Source organism: Sphingomonas lenta (genome assembly GCF_002288825.1).
GTDB lineage: Bacteria > Pseudomonadota > Alphaproteobacteria > Sphingomonadales > Sphingomonadaceae > Sphingomonas > Sphingomonas lenta.
This window is the reverse complement of sequence record NZ_NSLI01000005.1, coordinates 300,860-323,042: the sequence shown is the minus strand read 5'-3', so window position 1 is coordinate 323,042 and position 22,183 is coordinate 300,860. Positions and strand designations below refer to the sequence as shown.

Genomic DNA, 22,183 nt, shown 5'->3' with positions numbered 1-22,183 from the left:
CTCAGTTCCCCTCGAAGGCGGGCTGGCGCTTGGCGACGAACGCCTCATAGGCGCGGCGGAAGTCCTGCGTTCCCATGCAGATCGCCTGCGCCTGCGCCTCCATCTCGATCGCGGTCTCCAGGCTGACGTTCCACTCGACGTTGAGCTGCGTCTTGGTGATCCCGTGCGCGAAGGTTGGCCCCGCCGCGAGGCTCCGCGCCAGCGCCTGCCCTTCCTCGAGCAGCGCGTCGGGCTCGACGAGCCGGTTGTGGAAGCCCCAGCGCTCGCCCTCCTCGGCGGTCATGACGCGGCCGGTGTAGAGGAGCTCCGCCGCGCGGCCCTGGCCGACGATGCGCGGCAGGATCGCGCACGCGCCCATGTCGCAGCCCGCCAGGCCGACGCGCGTGAACAGGAACGCCGTCTTCGTGCGCGGCGTGGCGAGCCGGAGGTCGGACGCCATCGCCATGATCGCGCCCGCGCCCACGCACACGCCGTCCAGCGCCGCCACGATCGGCTGAGGGCAGCCGCGCATCGCCTTCACCAGGTCGCCCGTCATGCGCGTGAAGGCGAGCAGCTCCGGCATCGCCATGGCCGTCAGCGGCCCGATGATCTCGCGCACGTCGCCGCCCGAGCAGAAGTTCCCGCCCGCGCCCGTCACGACCACGCACTTGACCGTCGGCGCGTAGACGAGCGCGCGGAACAGGTCGCGCAACTCGGCGTAGCTCTCGAAGGTGAGCGGGTTCTTCAGCGCCGGCCGGTCGAGCGTGACGACGCCCACGCCCGCGTCGAACGCCCAGCGGAAATGCTGGGGCGAGAGGGTCTCCGGGTTCATGGCTCCAGCTCCACCGCGATCGACACCTTGAGCGCGCCGAGCAGGTCGAACAGCAGCGACCGCTGTGCGCGGCTCAGGCCGCCCAACAGGTCGTCGATCCACTCGTGGTGCGCCGCGCTCACCTGCGCGAAGTGCTCAGCTCCCGCCTCGGTCAGCCGGACCAGCGAGGCGCGGCGGTCGCCGGGCAGCGGCTCGATCGCGACCAGCCCGTCCTCGCCCAGCTGCTTGGCCAGTCCGGTGACGTTGCCGTTGGACACGAGCAGCGCGCGGCTCAGCGCCGATAGCGTCATGCCTTCGGGCCGCCTGTCGAGCGCCGCCAGCACGTCGAAGCGCGGCAGCGTGGTGCCGAACCGCTGGGAAAGCCGGCGCTTCACCTCCTTCTCGACCACGGTGGTGCAGGACAGCAGCCGGAGCCACAGCCGGAGCGTATCGCGCCCGGCGAGCGCGCCGTCATGCTTCTCGCGCAAGGGCGCCCCGCTCACATGACCTCTCCGCCCGCGACCGCGAGGGCCTGGCCGGTGACGGACGCGTTCTCGGGGAGGCAGAGGAAGACGACGGCGGCGGCGACCTCGTCGGGCCGGACCAGCCGCCCCTGCGGGTTGAAACGCTCGAGCTCCGCGCGCGCCTCGTCGGGCGTCCGGCCCGTCTTGGCCGCGATCGCGTCGGCCGAGCGCGCGACCAGGTCGGTGTCGGTGAAGCCGGGGCAGACCGCGTTCACCGTCACCCGGCTTCCCGCCAGCTCCAGCGCCAGCGCGCGAGTGAGGCCGAGCAGGCCGTGCTTGGCCGCGCAATAGGCCGCGGCATAGGTGTAACCGCGCAGCGCGGCGGTGCTCGCCACGTTGACGACCCGCCCGGCCTCGGCGGCGAGGAGGTCCGGCAGCGCCGCGCGCGTGACGATGAACGGCCCGTCGAGGTTGACCGCCGTCGTGCGCCGCCACGCGGCCAGGTCGAGGCGGGCGAAGGGCGTCGTCTCCGCGGCCCCTGCGTTGTTGACCAGGATCGCGACGGGTCCCCGCGCCGCGCGCGCGCCGGCGAGCGCCGCGTCCACCGCCGCCGCGTCCGTCACGTCCGCCACGGCGACGCCGGCGTCCATGCCGTCGGCGGCCGCGCGCAGCCGCCCCTCGTCGCGCCCCATCAGCGTCACGCGCGCGCCCTCGGCCGCGAGCCGGCGCGCGACCGCCAGGCCGATGCCGCTCCCGCCCCCCGTCACCAACGCGTGCCGCCCCCCGAGCGGCGTCACGCCCTCAACGCCTCGGCCTGCTCCGCCGCGCGGCGGAGGTTGCGGGCGAGCTGCTGCTGCCCCGCCATGTAGGGCTTGGGCACGGCCACGCCCTCATAGCCGGCGCGCGCCGCCTCCTTGAGCGTCCAATAGGGGTCGACCAAGTGCGGCCGGGCGAGCGCGACCAAGTCCGCCCTGCCCGCGGCCAGGATAGAGTTCACATGGTCCGCCTCGAAGATGTTGCCTACCGCCATGGTCGACAGCCGCGCCTCGTTGCGGATGCGGTCGGAAAAGGGCGTCTGGAACATTCGGCCGTAGACCGGTCGGGCGTCGGCCCAGGTCTGCCCCGCCGACACGTCGATCAGGTCGCAGCCGGCCTGTGCGAAGGCGCGCGCGATCTCCACCGCCTCGGCGGGCGTCACCCCGTCCTCGCCCGCCCAATCGTTCGCCGAGATGCGGACCGACATCGGCTTGGTGGACGGCCAGGCGTCGCGCATCGCGCGGAACACCTCGAGCGGGAAGCGCAGCCGGTTCTCCAGCGGGCCGCCGTAATCGTCGTCGCGCCGGTTCTGGAGCGGCGTGATGAAGCCGGACAGCAGATAGCCGTGCGCGGCGTGGAGCTCCACCATGTCGAAGCCCGCGCGTTCCGCCAGCCGCACCGCGCGGACGAACTGGTCGCGCACCCGCTCCATGTCGTCGCGCGTCATCGCGCGCGGGCGACTGTTGCCGGGCGACCAGGCGACCTCGGCGGGGCCGAGCAGATCCCATCCGCCCCCCGCCAAGGGCTGGTCCATTCCCTCCCAGCCGATCCGGGTCGAGCCCTTGGCGCCCGAGTGGCCGAGCTGGAGGCAGAACTTGGCCTCGCCGCCGCGGTGCACGAACTCGGCGATGCGGCCCCACGCGTCGGCGTGCGCGTCCGTCCACATGCCCGTGCAGCCGGGCGTGATCCGCCCCTCGGGCGAGACGCAGGTCATCTCCGTGAAGACCAGCCCCGCCCCGCCCTGCGCGCGCGCGCCGTAATGGACGAGGTGGAAGTCGTTGGGTGTCGCGTCCGGCCCGGCCGAGTAGGTGGCCATGGGCGACACCACGATCCGGTTCGCCAGCGCCATCTCGCGCAGGCGGTACGGCGCGAACATGGGCGGGCGGCCGTCGGCGGGCGCGCCCGCGGCTTCCGCGAACCAGGCCTCCACGCGGTTGAGCCAGGCGGGATCGCGCAGCCGCAGGTTCTCGTGGCTGACGCGCTGCGACCGGGTGAGCAGCGAGTAGGCGAACTGGATCGGCTCGAAGTGGAGGTAGCGCCCCAGCGTCTCGAACCATTCGGTCGAGTTGCGCGCCGAGTTCTGGAGCTTGAGCACCTCGACGCGGCGCTCGGCCTCGTACTCCGCCAGCGCGTCGGCGCGCGACAGGCCGGGGCGGTTCAGCACCTCGGCGAGCTTGATCGCGTCCTCCAGCGCGAGCTTAGTGCCCGAACCGATCGAGAAGTGCGCGGTATGCGCCGCGTCGCCGAGCAGCACCACCTTGCCCGCCGACCAGCGTTCGCAGAGCACGCGGCGGAAGTTGAGCCACGCCGCCGAGCCCCGCAGGTGCGCGGCGTTGGACATGAGCTCGTGGCCGTCCAGGTGGCGCGCGAAGATGCGCTCGCACGTCCGGCACGTCTCCTCCTGATCCATCTCGTCGAAGCCGAGCGCGCGCCAGGTCGCCTCGTCGCACTCGACGATGAAGGTGGAGAGCTCGTCGTCGAAGCGGTAGGCGTGCGCCCAGACCCAGCCCGCCGCCGTGCGCTCGAAGGCGAAGGTGAAGGCGTCGAACGTCTTGGCCGTGCCGAGCCAGATGAACTTGTTGCGGCGGACGTCGATATCGACGCCGAACGCCTGGGCGTCGGTGTCGCGCACGCGGCTGTTCACCCCGTCGGCGGCGACCACCAGGTCGTAGTCGGGGAAGTCGTCCGCGCCCTCGAACGGGTGCTCGAAGTGGAGCGACACGCCCAGCTCGCGCGCACGCTCCGTCAGAATTTCGAGCAGCTTCTTGCGGCCGATGCCGATGAAGCCGTGCCCCGACGACCGCACGCGCTCCTCGCCGACGCGCACCTCGATGTCGTCCCAGTGCGCGAAGCGGTCGACGATCGTCCGGCCGCTGATGGGATCGTTGCGGAGCAGGTTCTCCACCGTCTGGTCGGAGAAGACGACGCCCCAGCCGAACGTGTCGCCGGCGCGGTTGCGCTCGAACACGGCGACGTGCGCCGCGGGATCGCGCAGCTTGTGGGAGATCGCGAAGTAGAGGCCGGCGGGACCGCCGCCCAGGCAGGCGATGCGCATGGCTGGATCGTTTCCGATGTTTGAAGCATCGAATATCAGGGGTCTCCGATCGGGCGGGATAGCTCTTCGGCGCGCGCCCATAACCGGACGGATCGGCGTTTTGAGTGCGGCGCGCGGTTATGGCCCGCGACGCGCTAGTCATGAGGGAGCGATATTTCAGGCGTGAAACATAGCGGTTCTGCGATCGCCCGCTCGCCACAAAGCGGTGCGAGGAGGGAGAGAGTCATGACCGCCGCATCGTCCCGGCTCCGCGCGCCGCTGCTCGCGACCACGTTGTTCGCCGCTCCTGCCCTCGCCCAGACCGCTCCGCCGCCCCAGGATCCGCCCGTGGCCGGCGCGCCCGGCACCGCCGCCCCGTCGCAGGCCGCCGACGCCGTATCGCAGCCGACCGAGCGGCAGGTCGCGCCCGACGGTCCGGAAGGGATCGCCGACATCGTCGTCACCGCCGAGCGGCGGGAGACGAGCCTCCAGGAAACGCCGGTCGCCGTCACCGCGGTCACGTCGGGCGCGCTGGAGGCGCAGGGCGTGCGCAACCTGAACGAGCTCGGCTCGCTCGTCCCCAACCTCACCGCCACCACAGGGCCGCAGGGGTCGGCCGACGCCAACTTCTTCGTGCGCGGCGTGGGCCAGTTCGACTTCATCGCCACCAACGATCCCGGCGTCGGCGTCTATGTCGACGGCGTCTATCTCGGCCGCACGGTGGGCGCGCTGATCGACGCGTCCAACGTGGAGCGGGTGGAGGTGCTGCGCGGGCCGCAGGGCACGCTGTTCGGCCGCAACACGCTGGGCGGCGCGGTCAGCGTCACCAGCCGCGCGCCCGCGCTGGGCGAGCTGCAGAGCTTCGTCCGCGGCACCTATGGCAGCCGCGAGCGCTTCGAGGTGGATGGCAGCGTCAACCTGCCCTTGGGCGAGCAGGCGGCGCTGCGCGTCTCCGGCTTCGCGCGCGAGCAGGACGGCTGGGCGCGCCGCGCCTTCGACGGCGCGCGCTTCGGTCGCGTCGAGCGCTATGGCGGTCAGGCGGCGCTGTTCCTCCAGGCCACGCCCGAGCTCAGCTTCGACATCAAGGCCGATTACTCGAACGACCGCTCCAACTTGGCGCCGTCCGTGCTGCGCGCGTTCGCGCCGCTGCCCTTCTTTCCCGCCGACATCGGCGCGGACGTGCAGGGCGACGATTTCTACCGCATCTTCGCGTCCAACCAGACCGAGTCGCGCAACCGCATCTACGGCTTCTCCGCGACGATCGCCTATGAGATGGGCCCGGCGACGCTGAAGTCGATCAGCGCCTATCGCAACCTCGACGCTTTCTCGACGTCCGACCCCGACGGTACGGGCTATCGCCTCTATGATCAGGTCGTGCCCACGCGGCAGGACCAGTTCAGCCAGGAGCTCCAGCTCGCCGGCGAGACGCCGAACGGCCGGTTCGAGTACGTCGCGGGCCTCTATTATTTCAACGAGCGCGTGCGGCAGACGCTCGACTTGTGCTTCGCGCCGATCACGCCCAGGCCGGCCGCGCGGTTCAACCAGTGCAATTTCTGGTCGCAGAACAACGACCAGACCACGAACAGCTACGCCGCGTTCGGCCAGATGCGCCTGAACCTGACGGACCAGTTCTCCGTCACGCTGGGCGGCCGCTACACGGTGGAGGACAAGGAGAACGTCACCACCCAGCTCTTCGACTTCCGCCCCGCCGGCTTCTCGCCCGCGCCCGGCGTGGTCGTGCCGGGCTTCGTCGCGCCCATCGTCACCCGCCTCCCCGGCGAGCTCGACTTCGAGAAGTTCACGCCCAAGGTCGGCGCGGAGTGGAAGCCGAGCGACGACCTCCTGATATTCGCCTCCTACGCCGAAGGCTTCCGCTCCGGCGGCTTCAACGGACGCCTGGTCGTTCCCGCGCCCGCCATCCCCACCTACGAGCCCGACACCAACGAGGCGTTCGAGCTGGGCCTGAAGTCGGACCTGTTCGACCGCCGTCTGCGCTTCAACGTCACGGGCTTCTACTCCACCTACAAGGGCATCCAGCAGACGATCAGCGATCCTGTCGTCCAGTTCCGCGTCGCCAACGCGGGCGAAGCGCGGCTGTACGGCTTCGAGGCGGAAGTGACGGCGCTGCCCGTGAAGAGCCTGCTCATCAACGGCGCGCTCGGCTACACCAACAGCTCGTTCCGCCGCCGCGACGGCCAGAACGGACCGGTCGACCCGTCCACCGGCATCGCCTTCGGCAACCGCCTGCCCTTCGCGCCCGAATGGACGGCGAGCGGCGGCATCGAGTACGCGTTCGACCTCGGCGGCGGCAAGCTGACCCCGCGCGGCGACGTGCGCTACCAGAGCCGGACCTTCTTCTCGCCGTTCAACCTGCCGCTCGAGCAGCAGGAGGGCTACGCGCTCTTCTCCGCGCGCGTGACCTTCACCGACGCGTCCGACCGCTTCTCGATCGCGGTGTTCGGCGACAACCTGACCGACGAGGAATACTACACCTTCGGCCAGAACGCGCTGGGGGCGCAGGGCGTGGCGTACAGCTACCTGGGCCGCCCGCGCGAGTACGGCGTCACGGCCAGCCTGAAGTTCTGACGCGGAGGCGGGCTCGCGGCCGGTCGCCTGATCGCGCGGCCCGGCTCCACCTCGCCGGGCGCGGCGGTCGAGAACCGCATGCGAGCTTTTTCGCCGCTCCTCCGGCCATGCGCCGAGCGTCCCCCGAAGCGCGCCGTGATGCGAGCGGAACGAGGGCACCGGGCCGACTGCGTCCCCGAGCAGGCGGTCCGATCGACGCGACGGAGGAACTCCTGGGTCGCGGAGGGCGGTCGGCGTTCGGAAGACGAGCCTACATCCACCAATCCTCGGCGGAGTCCCTCATCAGCGCGGACGGCGACCCCTCGCCGGCGCGGTAGTGGAAGTAGGTCACGCCGTCGCGCACCGTGACGTGGTCGAGCGTGATCGACTCCAGCAGCGTCCCCGCGCCGTCGCGCAGGCGCACCGTCCCGAACGGGCTGTTCGGTCCCACCTCGCCGGCGTGCGCGGGATCGAAGAAGGCGTTGCCGTTGAGCTCCACCGTCCCGTCCACGAGCGCGATCAGCCCGTCGCCGTCGCCGTCGTACAGCTTGCTGGTGGTGACTAGGAGATCCTCGGACCCGAAGCGCTCGATCGTGTCCCGGCCCCAGTTCACGTCCAGGTCGGTGTCGAACAGGAACACGTCCTGCCTCTTGCCCGCCGCGTCCCCCGCCAAGGCGTCGTCGCCGAGCATGCCCTCCCGCATGCCCCGCAATCGAACGGCGGCGTCCGCATAGACCCAGTGCCCTTCGTCGTCCGAGCCCAGCAGGCGAAGGCGGGTCGGCCCGCCCGAGAAGCGCAGCGTGTCGACGCCCTTGTCGGGCCCGTCCAGGTCCAGCACGCCGTTCCGGCCGAAGGTGATCACGCCGTCGTCGTTGGCGTCGAAGATGCGCTCGTCGACGATAAGGATGTCGTTGCGTCCGAAGCCGGCGATCCTGTCCCTGCCCGTGGCCGTGCCCTCCACGTGGAAGCTGGACGGGCCCGGAAGGCCCGCGGCGGCGATCAGGTCGTCCGCCGCGGTGAAGCCTTCGACCAGGTCGCCGCTCAGCCGCTCGAAGATGAGGTAGGGATCGTCCGGCTCCGTCACGGGCAGCACGTCCACGAAGACGGGCGAGACGGGCGAGCCGTCCAGATCGGGGTCGTCGGCCTCCACCATGAACGAGATGCCCGCATCCTGCTCCGGATCGGCGTCGTCCGACACTTCGGCCTTCACCTCCTGCGACTTCGGGCCGTCGGGCGTGAACGTTAGCGTCACGGGCGCGCCGGCCCCCGCACCCAGGTCGAGCTTGTCCGTCGGCGTCAGCGTGATGGAGACGGGTCCGTCGAGATCCGCGTCGGGCGGGAGCGAGATCGTGAACGTGACCTCGCCGCCCGGCTCCGCCGCGCCGTCGCTCGGGACCACGGTGAAGGTCGGCTTGGCGAACGTCCTGAACGAACCCGTCTGGATCAGAAGCCCGCTGTCGAGGAACGCGTCGCGTCCGTCGCGCGCCTCGATCGTCAGCACGTTCTCGCCCGCGGCTAGGTCGCCAGAGATGCGCAGGACGCTCGTATAGGCGTCGGCGCGGATCACGTCGGCGAGCGGCCCCGTTCCGACGTCGTTGAACCGGACGTCGTCGTTCGGCGACAGCGCCAGCGACTTGATCGACAGGGCGTTGCCGTTGTTGAGGGCGCCGATCTCCACGCCGTTCAGCTTAATGGAGAAATGGTCGGTCAGATCCGATCCGTCGAACTCGGGCAGCTCCTCGGTGAACAGGACCACGTTCATCGCGAACGCGGTGTCGCCCGCCTTGGGCGTGAAGCGGTACGTCATCGCCGTCGCGTCGCCCCCCGGCCCTTCCGCGCCCAGGTCCGTGGACAGGTCGCCCGTGGGCTCGATCGTGTCGGAAGACACGTCGATCGAACCCGTCACCACCTCGCCCGATCCACCCGACTCGGCGATGTAGAGGTATAGGGGACCGTCGGCCGAGACGGGCTCGGTCAGGTCGAACCCGATCGAGCCTCCCTCGCCCAGCGTGAGCGTGCCTACGACGTCCGAACTGTCGTAAAACGGGCCGGCGAACAGGTCGAGGCGCACCCGCGCCTGGTCGACGAGCCCGTTCACGGACCCGGGCAGGTCCGCCAAGTACGGGAAGTTGCTGGGCGCCGGGCCCTGCGTTCCCGCCTGGTACGTCAGCGAGGCGTTGGAGAAGTCGAACACGTCCAGCCTGGGCAGGACCGTCGGATCGTCAAGGTTCAGGCCGTCCGCGTTCGCGATGAACTTGGTGCTGAGCGCGATCGCGCCGAGGTCGAAGCCGCTGGCGCTTCCCGCCGAGCCGCCGAGGCCCGATCCGCTGTCGGTCAGCTTGAGCGAACGGATGTCGACGTTCAGCCCGGTGAGGTCGGCGCGGAAGATGTCGTTCTCGCCGGTGCGGCCGATCTTCACGAAGGTGATCGGGATCGCGCCGATGTTGCTCCCGCCGCTCTGCGCGGTGTTCGGGCCGGGCAGGTCCTCCGCCACGCCGGTGGACAGGATGATCCCCTCGCCCAACCCGAACGGGTCGCCGGAGAAGGTGCCGAACGCCTCCGCGGCGCCCGACAGCGAAAGCGAGGTGGCGCTCGCCCCCGTGCCCGCGTCGAGCATCGCCTTGAGCGCGCCCGCATCGCTCTGCTGCGTCACGGTGAAGCCGGCGGCTTCGGCCTCCAGCGACGCGAAGGCCGCGGCCTCCGCGCCCTCGGGCGCGAGGAGGTCGGCGAGCGCATCGGCGCGGGCCCGGTCCGCCGCGAGCAGGGCGGCGAAGCCTTCGTCGGGCGCGGAGTCCCCGTCCACATAGACGAAGTCGGCGCTCTCCAGATCGAGGTCGAACACGCCCGTCACGAACGCGATCGGCTCGTCCCGGCCCGCATCGGGGCCGCCCGCGACGTTGCGGCCGTTGGCCAGGTAGATCCAGGTGCCCGCGCCCGTCGGGTCGACCTCGACGCGATAGTCGCCCGCCTCGCCCCATAGCTGGATGCGGTCGCCCTCGGTCCGATCGAAGTCGGCGATGATCGCGCGGTCGCCGAAGCCGGCGAAGGTCGGCTCGTCGGGCAAGCGCATGTGGAGCGCGCCGCCCGCCACGCCGACCACGAAGGTGTCGGCCCCCTCGCCACCGGTCAGCGTATCGGTCTCACGGAAGTCGTAGACGGGGCTGGACCGCGGGTCGCCGAGGCTCGCGCCCTGGAGCGTGTCGTCGCCCGCGCCGCCCTCCAACCAGTCGTCGCCCGTCTTGCCGAACAGCTGGTCGTCGCCGTCGCCGCCGCGCAATATGTCATCGCCCCCCATCGCCCCCGTCGGGGTGACGGGCAGCACGCCCAGGTCGAACGCGGCGTCCGTGCCCGCGATGACGTCGTCGCCGCCGCCGCCCAGGACCTCCAGCCGCTCGATGTTCGCGAAGCTGAGATCGTCGGACGCGTCGTTGGGCAGCGGTCGGGGGACACCGCTTTCGCCGTGGACGGCGACGTCGAGCGCGATGAACCGTCCGTTATTGGTGTAGACCGGCGCACGGGACGCGAAGGTCGCGAAGGGTCGTTCGACAAACAGCGAGATCGTGGCGTCCGTCGCCGAGATCAGCCGCTGGTCGGGGCCGAGCGACGAGTAGTCGAGCACCAGCACGTCGCCCGCCGCTTGGAAGGCCAGCGAGTCGGTTATCGAGTAGACGTTGACGAAGTCGCCCGACTCCTTGAAGGCGAGCCCGGCCGTGTTGAGCCCGCCGTCCACAAAGTCGCGGCCCAGGCCCGGCGTGATCCGGTCGTTCCCGTCGCCTGTTTCGAACTCGTTGTCCCGACGCCCGACCTGCGTCACACGATCGTCGCCGAACCCGGTGATCACCCTGTCCAACCACTCGAAGCGTCGCGCCGATCCGCCGGCGGTGAGGCGCAGGTTGACGCCGTTGAACTCGCCCGATCCGTCGCCGCCGGTGATCGTCACGTCCTCGTCCAGCGTCGGCAGGTACATGGACAAGGCGTCGATGCCTCGGTCGCCGCTGAGGAAGAAGGTAGGAGCCAGCACGAACGTGTCGACGATGATCGCCGCGGGAGCGACCGTCGCGTCGGGTGCGGGCGCGATGCCCTCCAGCAGCGACGTGTCGCCATAGACGACCCGGTCGTCGCCGCGCCCCGCCAGCACCAGGTCGGCGCCGCCGCCCGTGAGCACGATGTCGTTCCCGCCGCCGGTGACGATCCTGTCCGCATCGTCCCCGCCGCCGATCCTGTCGGCCGAGCGGGTGCCGGTGAAGTCCAGCCGCTCCACGCTCTCGACCTCCACCAGGTCGAAGTTGGTGGCCGGGTCGGGCGAGCGGCGCAGCGAACCCGCGGCGCCGAAGAGGATTCCGCCGAACACGCCGCCGGCCACGTCCGCCTCAGCGGTCGAATAGTCGACCCGAAGCGTGTCCACGCCCGCGCCGCCCTGGACGGACTCGACCACTGAGCGGCCCGAGATGTTGGGGTCGATGACGTTGTCCGCGTCGCTGCCCGTCAGCGTGTCGGCGTATCCGGAGCCGAGGATGTTCTCGACCCTGACGTCGGTGAAGAGGGTGCGGTAGCGGTCGCCCGTCGCCGTGCCGCCCGCGGCCGTGTTGGCGGCGAGGTCCACGGCGACGCCCGCGTTCGAGTCGGAATAGTCGACCCAGTCGATCCCTTCCCCGCCCTCCAGCAGGTCCGCGCCCGCGCCGCCCTGGAGCGTGTCGAACCCCGCCCCGCCGAACACGAGGTCGTCGCCGGCGCCGCCCTCCACGCGGTTGTAGCTGATGTCGCCCGTGAGCGTGTCGTCGAACGCGGAGCCGACCAGGTCGCTGAACCAGCTGACGCCCGGATTACCCGCGGACGTGGGGATCGCCATGACGATGCGGTCGGGGGCGGCGTCCGCGTTGAAGCTCCCGTCGCTGTTCTGCGTGCGCCCGAGGTTCACGGTCACCGCCGCGCCCGCGAAGGCGTAGCTCAGCCGGTCGCGCCCGAAACCGCCGTGGAGCAGGTCGCCGTCGCCGCGCGCGTACACCAGGTCGTCGCCGTCGCCCGCGAACAGCTCGTCCACGCCGCCGCGCCCGTCCAGCTCGTCGTCGCCCGATCCCGCGTCGAACTTGTTGTCGAGCCCGTTCCCGTACAGGCGATCGTCGAACACGGTCGCCTGCACCACCTCCAGGTTGAGGAGCCGGTCGCCCTGCGCGTCGCCGCCGAGCTGCGCGAAGCGCAGCATGTCGATGTCCACGCCCGCCCAGGAGAAGATGTAGGTGGTCGCGTCCTCCAGCGCCCCACCGTCCATGTAGTCGGTGCCCGCCGACCCCTGGAGGAAGTCCTGGCCCGCGCCGCCGAACAGCCAGTCGCTCCCCGCGCCGCCCTCCAGATAGGTGTTGAAGCCGACCTTGCGCGCGTCGATCCAGTCGCGGAAGTCGGTGCCGACGATGTTCTCCACGTCGCGCAGGACGTCGCCGTTCGCCTCGCCGCCCGATCCGGCGAACTCCCCGGCGTTCAGCATGATCGTGACACCCACCCCCACGTCCCGGTTCGCCTGGCTGTAGTCGACGGTGTCGACACCCGCGCCGCCGTCCAGCGTGTCGCCGCCCTTGCCGCCGGACAGCTCGTCGTCCTCGGTCCCGCCCGAAAGCCGGTCCGCGCCGTCGCCGCCGCGCAGCACGTCGTCGCCCGCCTCGCCGTTCAGCACGTCGTCGCCCGCGCCGCCGGCCAGGTAATCCTCGCCGTTGCCCGCGTTCACCTCCGCGCGGACGCCCACCGCGCCCTGGATGTCGAGCCGGTCCGCGCCGTCCTTGAAGTTCGCCCGGATCACGCCGGACGCGTCCACGCGCTGCGTCACGCCGAACGCCACGATGTCGAGCTTGCCGGGCACGGGCGTGCTGGTCGACCCGTTCACCCCCTCGTTCGTGACGTCGCGGGCGAGCGCGATGACGTAGCCCTCGTTGGCGCTCTCGTTCTCCGGCGTCTCGGGGTCGTCGACGTTGGCGACGTTCTTGGCCTCGCCCGTCTCCCGGTCGGGCACCTTGCGCAAAGCCGCGCGGTCGCCGACGTTGAGCAGGATCTCGGGCCCCGAGACGGTCGCCAGCCCCGGCGCTTCGGGCGTCGGCGTCACCGTCGGCGGCGGGCATTCGAAGATGTCGAAGTCGGCGATCTTCTGCTCGGCCAGCGGCACCTTCTTCTTTACGCTGAACGGGCCGAAGCCGATCTTGAAGTTGAGATAGACGGATACACCCGCCTGCCCGCTGATGGGCGAGAAGATGCAGCCCAGCCCGTCTTCGCCGGGGCGGAACTTGCCGTCGCCGTCCTGATCCTCGAAATACGCCGCGAGCCCGAAGTCGAAGCTCGCGCGCACCGTCACGCTGCCGAAGCCGAAGCCCAGGCCCGCGCCGCCGAACAGGCTGGTGTTCAGCTGGCCCACCGGTTCGTAATCGGGCACCGCGGGATCCGGCGTCGGATTGGCGGGTGTGGCGAAATAGAAGCCGTCGGCGAGCTTGCCCGTGACGAGCCCCCGGCTGTCGTAACCCACGTCGGCGTTGATCCGCGCGCGGAGGTCGCCGCCCAGTTCGAAGCCGAGCGGGCCGAGGACGGGGAAGAACTGGCTGAACTCCGCGCCGAGCTCGAGCGTCGGGATGTCGAACTCGACCAGGTCCACCGTCTCGTTCGTCAGCAGCAGCTTGAGCACGTCCGCCGGATTCTCGAGCAGGCCGAAGGTGAAGCCCTTGCTCGGACCCACCGTCGCCGCGCTGAGCGCCGCGAGCGCCGCCGCGTCGTCAAAATCGGTCAGATACGCCTTCACCTCGGGCGGCAGGATGTCGTCGGAGATGGCGGCCAGCTTGCCCTTGAGCGCCGCCAGGATCGCCGCGGGATCGTTGTCGGGGATCAGCATCCCGTCCGCCGCGCGCGTGCCGCCGCCGATCTCGATGCTGCCCAGGCCTTCCAGCGCCGCCGCCTTGCGCAGCACGTCGATGATCGCGAGGACCTGATAGACGGGGCCGATGAACTGCTTGCTGGCGGGGGACATGCCCACCGCCAGGTCGCCGAGCTGGACGATCCCGTTGCCGGTCCCGTCGATGTCGCCCACCTGGTCGAACTTGTGCTTCAGGCCGGGGATGATCTGGGCGATGTCGTTGAGCACGGGCACGGGCGCGACCGCGATGTCCACGATCGTGCCCAGCGCGCCCGCGTTGAACAGGTCGCCCACCTTGAGCGCGGAGTTGCCGATGATGTCGAAATAGGTGGAGAGGTCGAGCGTCACTTCCGACACAGACACGGCCGGCGCGCCGAAGCCGTCGCCGTCCACGGGGAAGTCGACCGTGAGCCGGCCGTCGATGTCGGGAAGGATGCCCGCCAGGACGTCACCCGCGAACCGCACGTCCAGCCGCGCCGCCGCGGTGAGCGCGGGATCGACGCCGAACGCGCCGGCGGGCGTCTTGTCGATGTCGAGCGCGAACTCGACGTCCAGCTCGGGCGCCGTGGGGTCGACGTCGGAGAGCTTGACCGTGACCACGCCGAGCTTGGCCTCGACGTCCGTCAAGGACAGGTCGGCCTCGACGTTCACCACCAGCTCGGGCTCCGTCTGCTCCTCCAGGCTGAGCGAGCCGTCGGCCGCGATGCGCAGGTCGGCGTCCAGCGTCGCGGAGATGGTCGCGCCCGTCGTCACCTCGAGTTCGAGAAAGCCGAGCGCGGCGTCCTCGGCGAGCGCCGCGTCGCCCGTCTCGACCGTCACGTCGCGCGTGAACGACAGCCGCAGGTCGCCGCCGTCCTCGAACGCGTCCACGCCGGGCAGCGCCAGCGCGTCGATCGCGTCCGCCGCCGATTGGGCGAAGTCGGGAGCCGCCTCGTCGAGCGACCCGATCGCCGCCAGGATCTGGTCGCGCAGGTCCTCGAACGCGCCTCCCACCGCGTCCGCGCCCGGCAGCGAGCCCACGGGGCCGAGTAGGGGAAGCGCCTTGCTCCCGATCTCGTTCGCGATGCTGGTGGCGATCGTGTCGAAAAAGGCGTTGAGCGAGTTCTGGAGCTGCGTCTTGGTCAACGGCATCTACGGTCCCCTTTTATCGTCGAGACCGTATTCCTTCGGCGGTGGGGGCGGCTCGCGTCGCTTGACCGATGCGTCAAGACAGCACGCAAGCATCCGAGCCACGACGAGCGGATCGGTCTTACGCTGACTGCGGTTGGTTGATCGTTCTGCGGAGTTCGCGTCGGCTCCGTATGCCGACATTCATACCTGTGCTCGTCTTGAGCGTATTGGATGAATTCGACCGAGGATCGGAACTACTTGCGAAGGTCGCCGGAGTGTTGCGCCTGCAGGCGCTTCAGCCGTGTCCTCTGTCTATCGGGGCAGAACTTTCCATACGAAGGATCGGAAGCCGCTCGCGCCTGCCTTCCCGTAATCATCGCCACCGCTGGAAATCGGCGCTCTCAAGCTGCACGGCGGCGGATGGAACGCCTCCTCACATATCGGGTTCGGCGTCTATGCCCCCAGCATGTCCCGGACCGCCAGGATCGCCTGGGTGCGGTTGAGCACGCCCAGCTTGCGGAAGATGGCGCTCAGATGCGCTTTCACCGTCGCTTCCGTTATGTCGAGCTCGCCCGCGATCTGCTTGTTCAGCCGTCCGTCGGCCAGCGCGAACAGGACGCGGCGCTGCGCCGCGGACAGGCTCTCGATCCGGTCGCGCATGTCGCGAAGCATCGCGTCGTTCTCCGCGTCCGCGCGGAAGCAGGTCCCGCCGGCCACCATGGCGTCGGGGGCGTCGACGGCCGTCGTGGCGCCTCGATGCGCGTGCCAGCCCGTCGCAGCTCCACCGCTACGTCGCGCGCATCGACCCGGATCAGCCCACGCCGCCCGCGGGTCAATATCAGGACACGATCAGCGTGGTGATCAGCTTCTGACGTGCTCCGTCAGAACGCCGCGGTCAGGCTGACCACCACCGTCGCGTCGGCGATCGAACCGGCGCCGTCCTGCCCTTTGGAGAAGCTGGGCTGGAGGTACGCCGCCTCGTTCCGCGAGATATCGGTGTCGACATAGGCCACGCCCAAGGTCAGGTTGCGCCAGACGGTGTCCACGCCCAGCAGCCAGTCCCAATATTCACCCGTGGGCGTGACGGAGGTGGCGTTGGGGCCGAGGCCGCGATTGCCTTCCGAATAGCCGATGTGCCCTTTCAGCGTGAACGGCGTGCCGGAGAGCCCGGCCACCGCGTCGCCGAAGACGTACAGATTGTCCTCCTTGTCGCCCTCGTCGTTGTAGACGCCCGCGGCCGCGTCCGCGCCCGTGAAATAGTAGCGCCCGAGCGCCTGCTGCGGCGGGGCGTACGCGATGCCCGCGGTCAGCGTCAGCGGCCCCTGCGTGCCGGACAGCTTGACATAGGGCTCGAAGAAGTCGGTCTCGTCCGCGCCGCCGGGATACATATAATAGGTGACGCCGAGGTCGAGCGTGACGTTCGGGGACGGCTGGAACTTGTAGCCTGCGATCAGGTCGAGCTCGAGATTGGCGCCGCCGAACGTGCCCCATCCGCTGAGGTTCGACCCCCAGAAGCCGGCGTAGAGCCCGCTCTCGTGGGCAAGCGTCGCGCCGGCCTGGAGCGCCAGCTCCTCGTCCGATTGCGACACGCCGCGGAAGCGGTAGTCGGACACCAGCGCCGCGGAGCCGGTGATCGTCACCGCCGGCGGCGGCGCGGTCTCGTCGGGGGGCGACGGCGTCGCACCGGGCGGCGCCGCCGCGTCCTGGGCATAAGCGGGCGCTGCGGCGAGCAGCAGGGCGGTGATCAACGAAGACGTGCGCATTTCTGTCCCCTCGGGTTCGGGTGATGGCGACGTCCTGCCTGCGGTGACCGGACCCTCCTCGTGCCGGGCGGGTCGGCGGTCCTTCCATTCGATCGTGCGGTGGTCCGTGCTGCGGGGGAAAGGGACCGACGGGCGCGCCCGCCGGCCAGGTCGTCTCGCGCAGGCGGACCTCGTCAAAAATTGTAGGCGCGCTCCCCATGCTCCGAGAGGTCGAGCCCCTCGCGTTGCGCCTCGTCGCTGGCGCACAGCCCCACCATTTTGTCGATGACGAAGTAGAGGATCGCGGACACGACGCCCGACCAGACCAAGGTCAGCAGCACCGCGCGGGCCTGCGCCCAGAGCTGCGTGGCGTAACCGGGAAAGGCGAACTGGGCGGTGCCGGGCTGCGCGGCGTAGTCGGCGATCCCCTGCCCGCCCAGCGCCGGGTCGACCAGGATGCCCGTCGCCAGCGCGCCGACGATGCCGCCCACGCAATGGACGCCGAACACGTCGAGCGAGTCGTCGTAGCCGAAGCGCGGCTTGAGCCTGGCCACGAACAGGTAGCAGATCGGTGAGACGATCAGGCCGAGGATGATCGACCCCATCGGGCCCGCGAAGCCCGAGGCGGGCGTCACCGCGACGAGCCCCGCGACCGCGCCGGTGACCGCGCCGAGCATCGACGGCTTGCCGTGCACCGCCTGCTCCACGAGCATCCAGGACAGCGCCGCCGCCGCCGTCGCCACGAAGGTGTTGATGAAGGCCACCGCGGCGACGCCGTTCGCCTCGAGGTTGGAGCCGGCGTTGAAGCCGAACCAGCCGATCCAGAGGAGCGACGCGCCGATCATCGTCATCACGAGCGAGTGCGGCGGCATCGGCTCGCGCGGGTAGCCCACGCGGCGGCCGAGCATGATCGCGCCGACCAGCCCGGCGACGCCGGCGTTGATGTGCACCACCGTCCCGCCCGCGAAGTCGAGCGCGCCGAGCTGGAAGATGTAGCCCGCATGGCCCGACGCGGTGGCGAGCGCGTCGCCGCCCGCCAACGCCGCGTTGGCGATCGCGTCCGGGCCGTCCCAGTACCAGACCATGTGCGCGATCGGGAAATAGACGAGCGTCAGCCAGAGCACGGTGAAGAGCATCAGCCCCGTGAACTTCACCCGCTCCGCGAACGCGCCCACGATCAGCGCGGGCGTGATGCAGGCGAACGTCATCTGGAAGCAGACATAGACGAGCTCGGGCAGGTACGCCCCGTTGGAGAAGGTCGCGACCTGCGTCGTCGCATCCACGCCGCGCAGGAACGCCTTGGACAGGCCGCCGACGAACGCGCTCCCTTCGGTGAAGGCGAGGCTGTAGCCCCAGCTCACCCAGACGAGCGCGGCGACGCTGACGATCGCGAAGACCTGCATCAGGACCGACAGCATGTTCTTGGTCCGGACCAGCCCGCCATAGAAGAGCGCGAGGCCCGGCACCGACATCATCAGCACCAGCGCCGAGGAGACGAGCATCCAGGCAGTGTCGCCCTTGTCGATCGTCGGCGAGGGGACGGGTTGAGGGGCCGGCGTCTGCGCGAACGCGGCGCCAGCCGCCAAGGTGGCCAATAGCGCGGCGGCGCCAAGTCTCAGCTTCATCGAGTTCCCCTCTGCTCTAGATGGCGGCGTCGCCCGTTTCCCCGGTCCGGATGCGGATCGCCTGCTCGACGGGCACGACGAAGATCTTGCCGTCACCGATGCCGCCCGTGTTCGCGGCGACCTGGATCGCCTCCACGACGCGCGCGGCGAGCGCGTCGGGGCAGACGACCTCGATCTTGGTCTTGGGCACGAGCGAGCTGGCGTATTCGGCGCCGCGATAGAATTCGCGCTGACCTTTCTGCCGGCCCATACCCTGGACCTCGGTCACGGTCAGGCCGGACACGCCGACCTCCGTGAGCGCGTCGCGCACCTCGTCTATCTTAAACGGTCGTATGAAGGCCGTGACGAGTTTCATTCGTGCACTCCCGGCATTCTTGACGACTGGAATGTTTCTTAACCGTCATCATACCGTCAAGTGCATTGTGCGACTGCGAACATCAGCTTTTTGCAATCGCGAACACGATCATGCTGCACGGCAGCATAGCGGGAGAGGCGAAGTTCACATGTTCCTCCCCCGTCGGGGGAGGATAGGTGCGATGTGCCGTGTCCGTTCAGTTCCGCGCGCGGTCCACCAGCTTGCCCTTGCCGATCCACGGCATCATCGCGCGCAACTCCGCGCCGACCTTCTCGATCGGGTGCTCGGCCGCCATTTTGCGCGACGCCTTCAGCTCAGGGGCGCCCGCGCGCATGTCGGTGATGAAGTCGCGCACGAAGCGGCCGCGCTGGATGTCGTGGAGGACGCGCTTCATCTCGGCCTTGGTCTCCGCGGTGACGATGCGCGGACCTGTAGCAATGTCGCCGTATTCGGCGGTGTTGGAGACCGAGTAGCGCATGTTGGCGATCCCGCCCTCGTAGAGCAGGTCGACGATCAGCTTCACCTCGTGCAGGCACTCGAAATACGCCATCTCCGGCGCATAGCCGGCCTCCGTCAGCGTCTCGAAGCCGGCCATGATCAGATGCGTCAGGCCGCCGCACAGCACCGCCTGCTCGCCGAACAGGTCGGTCTCGCACTCCTCGCGGAACGTCGTCTCGATGATGCCGGAGCGCCCGCCGCCGACCGCCGAAGCGTAGCTGAGCGCGAGCGCCTTGGCGTAGCCGTTGCCGCGCTCCGCGCCCGTCGCCTCCTGCGCCACCGCGAGCAGGCAGGGCACGCCCCCGCCGCGCTGATACTCGGAGCGCACGGTGTGGCCCGGCCCTTTAGGCGCGACCATGAACACGTCGAGGTCGGGGCGCGGTTCGATCAGCCCGAAATGGACGTTGAGCCCGTGCGCGAAGGCGAGCGCGCTGCCGGGGCGCATGTTGGGCTGGAGGTCGGCCGACCAGATCGCCGCCTGCGCCTCGTCGGGCGCGAGCACCATGACGAGGTCTGCCCAGGCCGCCGCGTCGGCGTTGGCCATGACGCGAAAGCCCGCGCCCTCCGCCTTGCCCGCGCTCGCCGAGCCGGGGCGGAGCGCCACCGCCACCTCCGACACGCCGCTGTCGCGCAGATTGGCCGCGTGCGCGTGTCCCTGGCTGCCATAGCCGAGGATCGCGACCTTCTTGCTCCGGATCAGCTCCAGGTCGGCGTCCTGATCATAGTAAACTCGCATTATATCGCTCCTGTTTGGGTCAGCGCTGCGCGCCGCGGCGGATGGAGAGGACGCCCGTGCGCGACACTTCGACGAGGCCGAGCGGGCGCATCAGCTCCTCGAAGCTGTCGATCTTAGACGGCGCGCCCGTGATCTCGAAGATGAAGCTCTCGAGGCCGGTGTCGATCACCTTGGACCGGAAGATCTCGGCGACGCGCAGCGCCTCGACGCGCTCGGTCCCCGTACCCCGCACCTTGACCAGCGCCAGCTCGCGCTCGACGCCCAGCGGGTCGCGGCCGATGTCGGACACGGCGCGCACCGCCACCATCTTCTCTAGCTGCGCGTAGATCTGGGCGAGGATCGGCGCGGTTCCGCGGCTGACGATCGTCACGCGCGACAGGTGCTCGGCGTGATCGGTCTCGGCGACCGTCAGCGACTCGATGTTGTAGCCGCGCGCCGCGAACAGGCCGACCAAGCGGTGCAGCACGCCGGGCTCGTTGTCGACGAGCACCGAGAAGGTCGCGCGGCGTTCCTCGCCTTCATACTGCATCAGACGAGCCGCCGCCCGGCGTCGTCGATCACCGTGCCGATATCCTCCGCCGCCGCCACGTCGCCCAAGAGCATGTCGTTGTGCGCGCGGCCCGACGGGATCATGGGGAAGCAGTTCTCGTCCTTCACCACGCGGCAGTCGAGCAGCACGGGGCCGGGCGTGTCGATCATCGCGCGGATGGCGGCGTCGAGCGCGTCCGGGTGGTCGACGCGCAGGCCCGTCGCGCCATACGCCTCGGCGAGCTTGACGAAGTCGGGCAGGCTCTCCGAATAGCTGTGGGCGTAGCGCTCGCCGTGGAGCAGCTGCTGCCATTGGCGGACCATGCCCATCCACTCGTTGTTGAGGATCATCACCTTGACGGGCGCGCGGTACTGCACGGCTGTCGAGAGCTCCTGGATGCACATCTGGATCGACGCCTCGCCGGCCACGTCGATGACGAGCGCGTCCGGATGCGCGAGCTGGACGCCGATCGCGGCGGGGAGGCCGTAGCCCATCGTGCCGAGCCCGCCCGAGGTCATCCAGCGGTTAGGCTCGTCGAACCGGAGGAACTGCGCCGCCCACATCTGATGCTGGCCGACCTCCGTCGTGATGTAGCGGTCGCGCCCGCGGGTCAGCGCCTCCAGACGCTCGATCGCGTATTGCGGTTTGATGCGGTCGGCTGACGGCGCGTAGCTGAAGCAGCGCCGCGCGCGCCAGCCGTCGATCCGCTTCCACCAGTCCGCGATCTGCGCCGCCTGGTTGCAGCGCGGCCGCGCGCGCCAGACCTCCAGCATCGCCTGGAGCGCGCGCCCCGCGTCGGCGACGATGCCGATCTCCGCGGGCACGATCTTGCCGATCGAGCTCGGGTCGATGTCGATGTGGATCTTCTTGGACCCGGGTGAAAAGGCGTCGACGCGCCCCGTCACCCGGTCGTCGAAACGCGCGCCGACGCACACCATCACGTCGCAGTCGTGCATGGCGTGGTTCGCCTCGTACGACCCGTGCATGCCGAGCATGCCGAGCCATTGCGGGTCGCTCGCCGGAAACGCGCCCAGGCCCATCAGCGTGGAGGTGACGGGGGCGCCGACGGCGCGGGCCAGAGCGGTCAGCGCCTGCGCGGCGTCCGGCCCGGCGTTGATGACGCCGCCGCCCGTGTAGAAGACGGGGCGTTCGGCGGCGGCGATCAGCTCGACGGCGCGGATGATGGCGGCGCGGTCGGGCTCGACGCGCGGACGGTAGCGGCGGCCGTGGTCGGCGCTCGGCCCGGCGTAGCTCGCTTGGCCGAACTGCACATCCTTGGGTATGTCGACGAGCACCGGGCCCGGCCGGCCGCTGGTGGCGATGTGGAACGCCTCGTGCAGCGCGGGGGCGAGGTCCTCGGTGCGGCGCACCAGCATGTTGTGCTTGGTGCAGGAGCGCGTGATACCGACCGTGTCGCACTCCTGGAACGCGTCGGAGCCGATCAGGTGCGTGGGCACCTGCCCCGTCAGCACCACCATCGGGATCGAGTCCATCAGCGCGTCAACGATGCCGGTGACCGCGTTGGTGGCACCCGGCCCGCTCGTCACCAGCACCACGCCGGGCTTGCCCGTCGAGCGGGCATAGCCCTCCGCCGCGTGCGTCGCGCCCTGCTCGTGGCGGACCAGCACGTGGCGCAGGCGCGGCTCGTGGAACAGCGCGTCGTAGATCGGCAGCACCGCGCCGCCCGGATAGCCGAACACCGTGTCCACGCCTGCGTCGAGGAGAGCGCGCACGACGATCTCGGCGCCGGTGATCGGTGGGGCTGCGGCGTCGGTTTTGGTCAGGGGGGCGAGGTGCATCGTCGGGTCCATTT

General features: G+C 70.1%; 13 protein-coding genes. 1 reads left to right on the top strand and 12 read right to left on the bottom strand.

All coding sequences use genetic code 11. The annotated features are described in order from the left end of the window. Window position 1: 1 nt before the first annotated feature. The 4 genes from CKY28_RS16745 to CKY28_RS16730 are packed head-to-tail and all read right to left on the bottom strand — an operon-like array spanning window position 2 to window position 4,345. Window positions 2–811, bottom strand: a complete 810-nt coding sequence (locus CKY28_RS16745; RefSeq protein WP_095999514.1) for an enoyl-CoA hydratase family protein — start codon at window positions 809–811, stop codon at window positions 2–4. Then, entirely contained in the window at window positions 808–1,293 is a 486-nt protein-coding gene (locus CKY28_RS16740; protein ID WP_095999513.1) for a MarR family winged helix-turn-helix transcriptional regulator, read from the bottom strand. The genes CKY28_RS16745 and CKY28_RS16740 overlap by 4 nt, the downstream gene beginning before the upstream one ends. Continuing rightward, window positions 1,290–2,051: an SDR family NAD(P)-dependent oxidoreductase gene (locus CKY28_RS16735; RefSeq protein WP_095999512.1), complete on the bottom strand. Its 762-nt coding sequence runs from the start codon at window positions 2,049–2,051 to the stop codon at window positions 1,290–1,292. The genes CKY28_RS16740 and CKY28_RS16735 overlap by 4 nt, the downstream gene beginning before the upstream one ends. Beyond that, complete coding sequence (locus CKY28_RS16730; protein ID WP_095999511.1) at window positions 2,048–4,345, bottom strand: bifunctional salicylyl-CoA 5-hydroxylase/oxidoreductase; 2,298 nt, start codon at window positions 4,343–4,345, stop codon at window positions 2,048–2,050. The genes CKY28_RS16735 and CKY28_RS16730 overlap by 4 nt, the downstream gene beginning before the upstream one ends. Window positions 4,346–4,570: 225 nt before the next feature. Here CKY28_RS16730 and CKY28_RS16725 point away from each other — a divergent pair, with 225 nt between their 5' ends. Further along, window positions 4,571–6,910 (top strand): TonB-dependent receptor, encoded by a 2,340-nt coding sequence (locus CKY28_RS16725; RefSeq protein WP_095999510.1) that lies wholly within the window; start codon window positions 4,571–4,573, stop codon window positions 6,908–6,910. Between the two features lie 250 nt (window positions 6,911–7,160). On the opposite strand, the gene CKY28_RS19300 is transcribed toward CKY28_RS16725, so the two are convergent. From CKY28_RS19300 to CKY28_RS16685, 8 genes are all read right to left on the bottom strand, one after another. Continuing rightward, window positions 7,161–14,906 carry a choice-of-anchor L domain-containing protein gene (locus CKY28_RS19300; RefSeq protein ID WP_095999509.1) on the bottom strand — a complete coding sequence of 2,582 codons (7,746 nt, stop codon included), beginning with the start codon at window positions 14,904–14,906 and terminating at the stop codon, window positions 7,161–7,163. A gap of 432 nt (window positions 14,907–15,338) precedes the next feature. Next, window positions 15,339–15,605 carry a helix-turn-helix domain-containing protein gene (locus tag CKY28_RS16715; RefSeq protein ID WP_095999508.1) on the bottom strand — a complete coding sequence of 89 codons (267 nt, stop codon included), beginning with the start codon at window positions 15,603–15,605 and terminating at the stop codon, window positions 15,339–15,341. 161 nt (window positions 15,606–15,766) lie between these two features. Next, on the bottom strand, window positions 15,767–16,648 hold the full coding sequence (locus CKY28_RS16710; RefSeq protein ID WP_095999507.1) for a TorF family putative porin: 882 nt from the start codon (window positions 16,646–16,648) through the stop codon (window positions 15,767–15,769). A gap of 173 nt (window positions 16,649–16,821) precedes the next feature. After that, on the bottom strand, window positions 16,822–18,252 hold the full coding sequence (locus CKY28_RS16705) for an ammonium transporter (RefSeq protein WP_095999506.1): 1,431 nt from the start codon (window positions 18,250–18,252) through the stop codon (window positions 16,822–16,824). Window positions 18,253–18,268: 16 nt separating this feature from the next. Further along, window positions 18,269–18,607, bottom strand: coding sequence for a P-II family nitrogen regulator (locus CKY28_RS16700; protein ID WP_095999505.1), 339 nt, complete (start codon window positions 18,605–18,607; stop codon window positions 18,269–18,271). Between the two features lie 196 nt (window positions 18,608–18,803). Continuing rightward, window positions 18,804–19,841, bottom strand: coding sequence for a ketol-acid reductoisomerase (ilvC, locus tag CKY28_RS16695; RefSeq protein ID WP_095999504.1), 1,038 nt, complete (start codon window positions 19,839–19,841; stop codon window positions 18,804–18,806). 19 nt (window positions 19,842–19,860) lie between these two features. After that, window positions 19,861–20,370, bottom strand: a complete 510-nt coding sequence (gene ilvN, locus CKY28_RS16690; RefSeq protein ID WP_095999503.1) for an acetolactate synthase small subunit — start codon at window positions 20,368–20,370, stop codon at window positions 19,861–19,863. After that, window positions 20,370–22,169, bottom strand: a complete 1,800-nt coding sequence (locus CKY28_RS16685; RefSeq protein WP_095999567.1) for an acetolactate synthase 3 large subunit — start codon at window positions 22,167–22,169, stop codon at window positions 20,370–20,372. The genes ilvN and CKY28_RS16685 overlap by 1 nt, the downstream gene beginning before the upstream one ends. Window positions 22,170–22,183 lie beyond the last annotated feature (14 nt).

Excerpts from the sequence above, each read along its gene's own strand:
- CKY28_RS16745 (WP_095999514.1), bottom strand. The coding sequence starts at position 811 with ATGAACCCGGAGACCCTCTCGCCCCAGCATTTCCGCTGGGCGTTCGAC.
- CKY28_RS16730 (WP_095999511.1), bottom strand. The coding sequence starts at position 4,345 with ATGCGCATCGCCTGCCTGGGCGGCGGTCCCGCCGGCCTCTACTTCGCG.
- CKY28_RS16725 (WP_095999510.1), top strand. The coding sequence starts at position 4,571 with ATGACCGCCGCATCGTCCCGGCTCCGCGCGCCGCTGCTCGCGACCACG.
- CKY28_RS19300 (WP_095999509.1), bottom strand. The coding sequence starts at position 14,906 with ATGCCGTTGACCAAGACGCAGCTCCAGAACTCGCTCAACGCCTTTTTC.
- CKY28_RS16715 (WP_095999508.1), bottom strand. The coding sequence starts at position 15,605 with ATGGTGGCCGGCGGGACCTGCTTCCGCGCGGACGCGGAGAACGACGCG.
- CKY28_RS16710 (WP_095999507.1), bottom strand. The coding sequence starts at position 16,648 with ATGCGCACGTCTTCGTTGATCACCGCCCTGCTGCTCGCCGCAGCGCCC.
- CKY28_RS16705 (WP_095999506.1), bottom strand. The coding sequence starts at position 18,252 with ATGAAGCTGAGACTTGGCGCCGCCGCGCTATTGGCCACCTTGGCGGCT.
- CKY28_RS16700 (WP_095999505.1), bottom strand. The coding sequence starts at position 18,607 with ATGAAACTCGTCACGGCCTTCATACGACCGTTTAAGATAGACGAGGTG.
- ilvC (WP_095999504.1), bottom strand. The coding sequence starts at position 19,841 with ATGCGAGTTTACTATGATCAGGACGCCGACCTGGAGCTGATCCGGAGC.
- ilvN (WP_095999503.1), bottom strand. The coding sequence starts at position 20,370 with ATGCAGTATGAAGGCGAGGAACGCCGCGCGACCTTCTCGGTGCTCGTC.
- CKY28_RS16685 (WP_095999567.1), bottom strand. The coding sequence starts at position 22,169 with ATGCACCTCGCCCCCCTGACCAAAACCGACGCCGCAGCCCCACCGATC.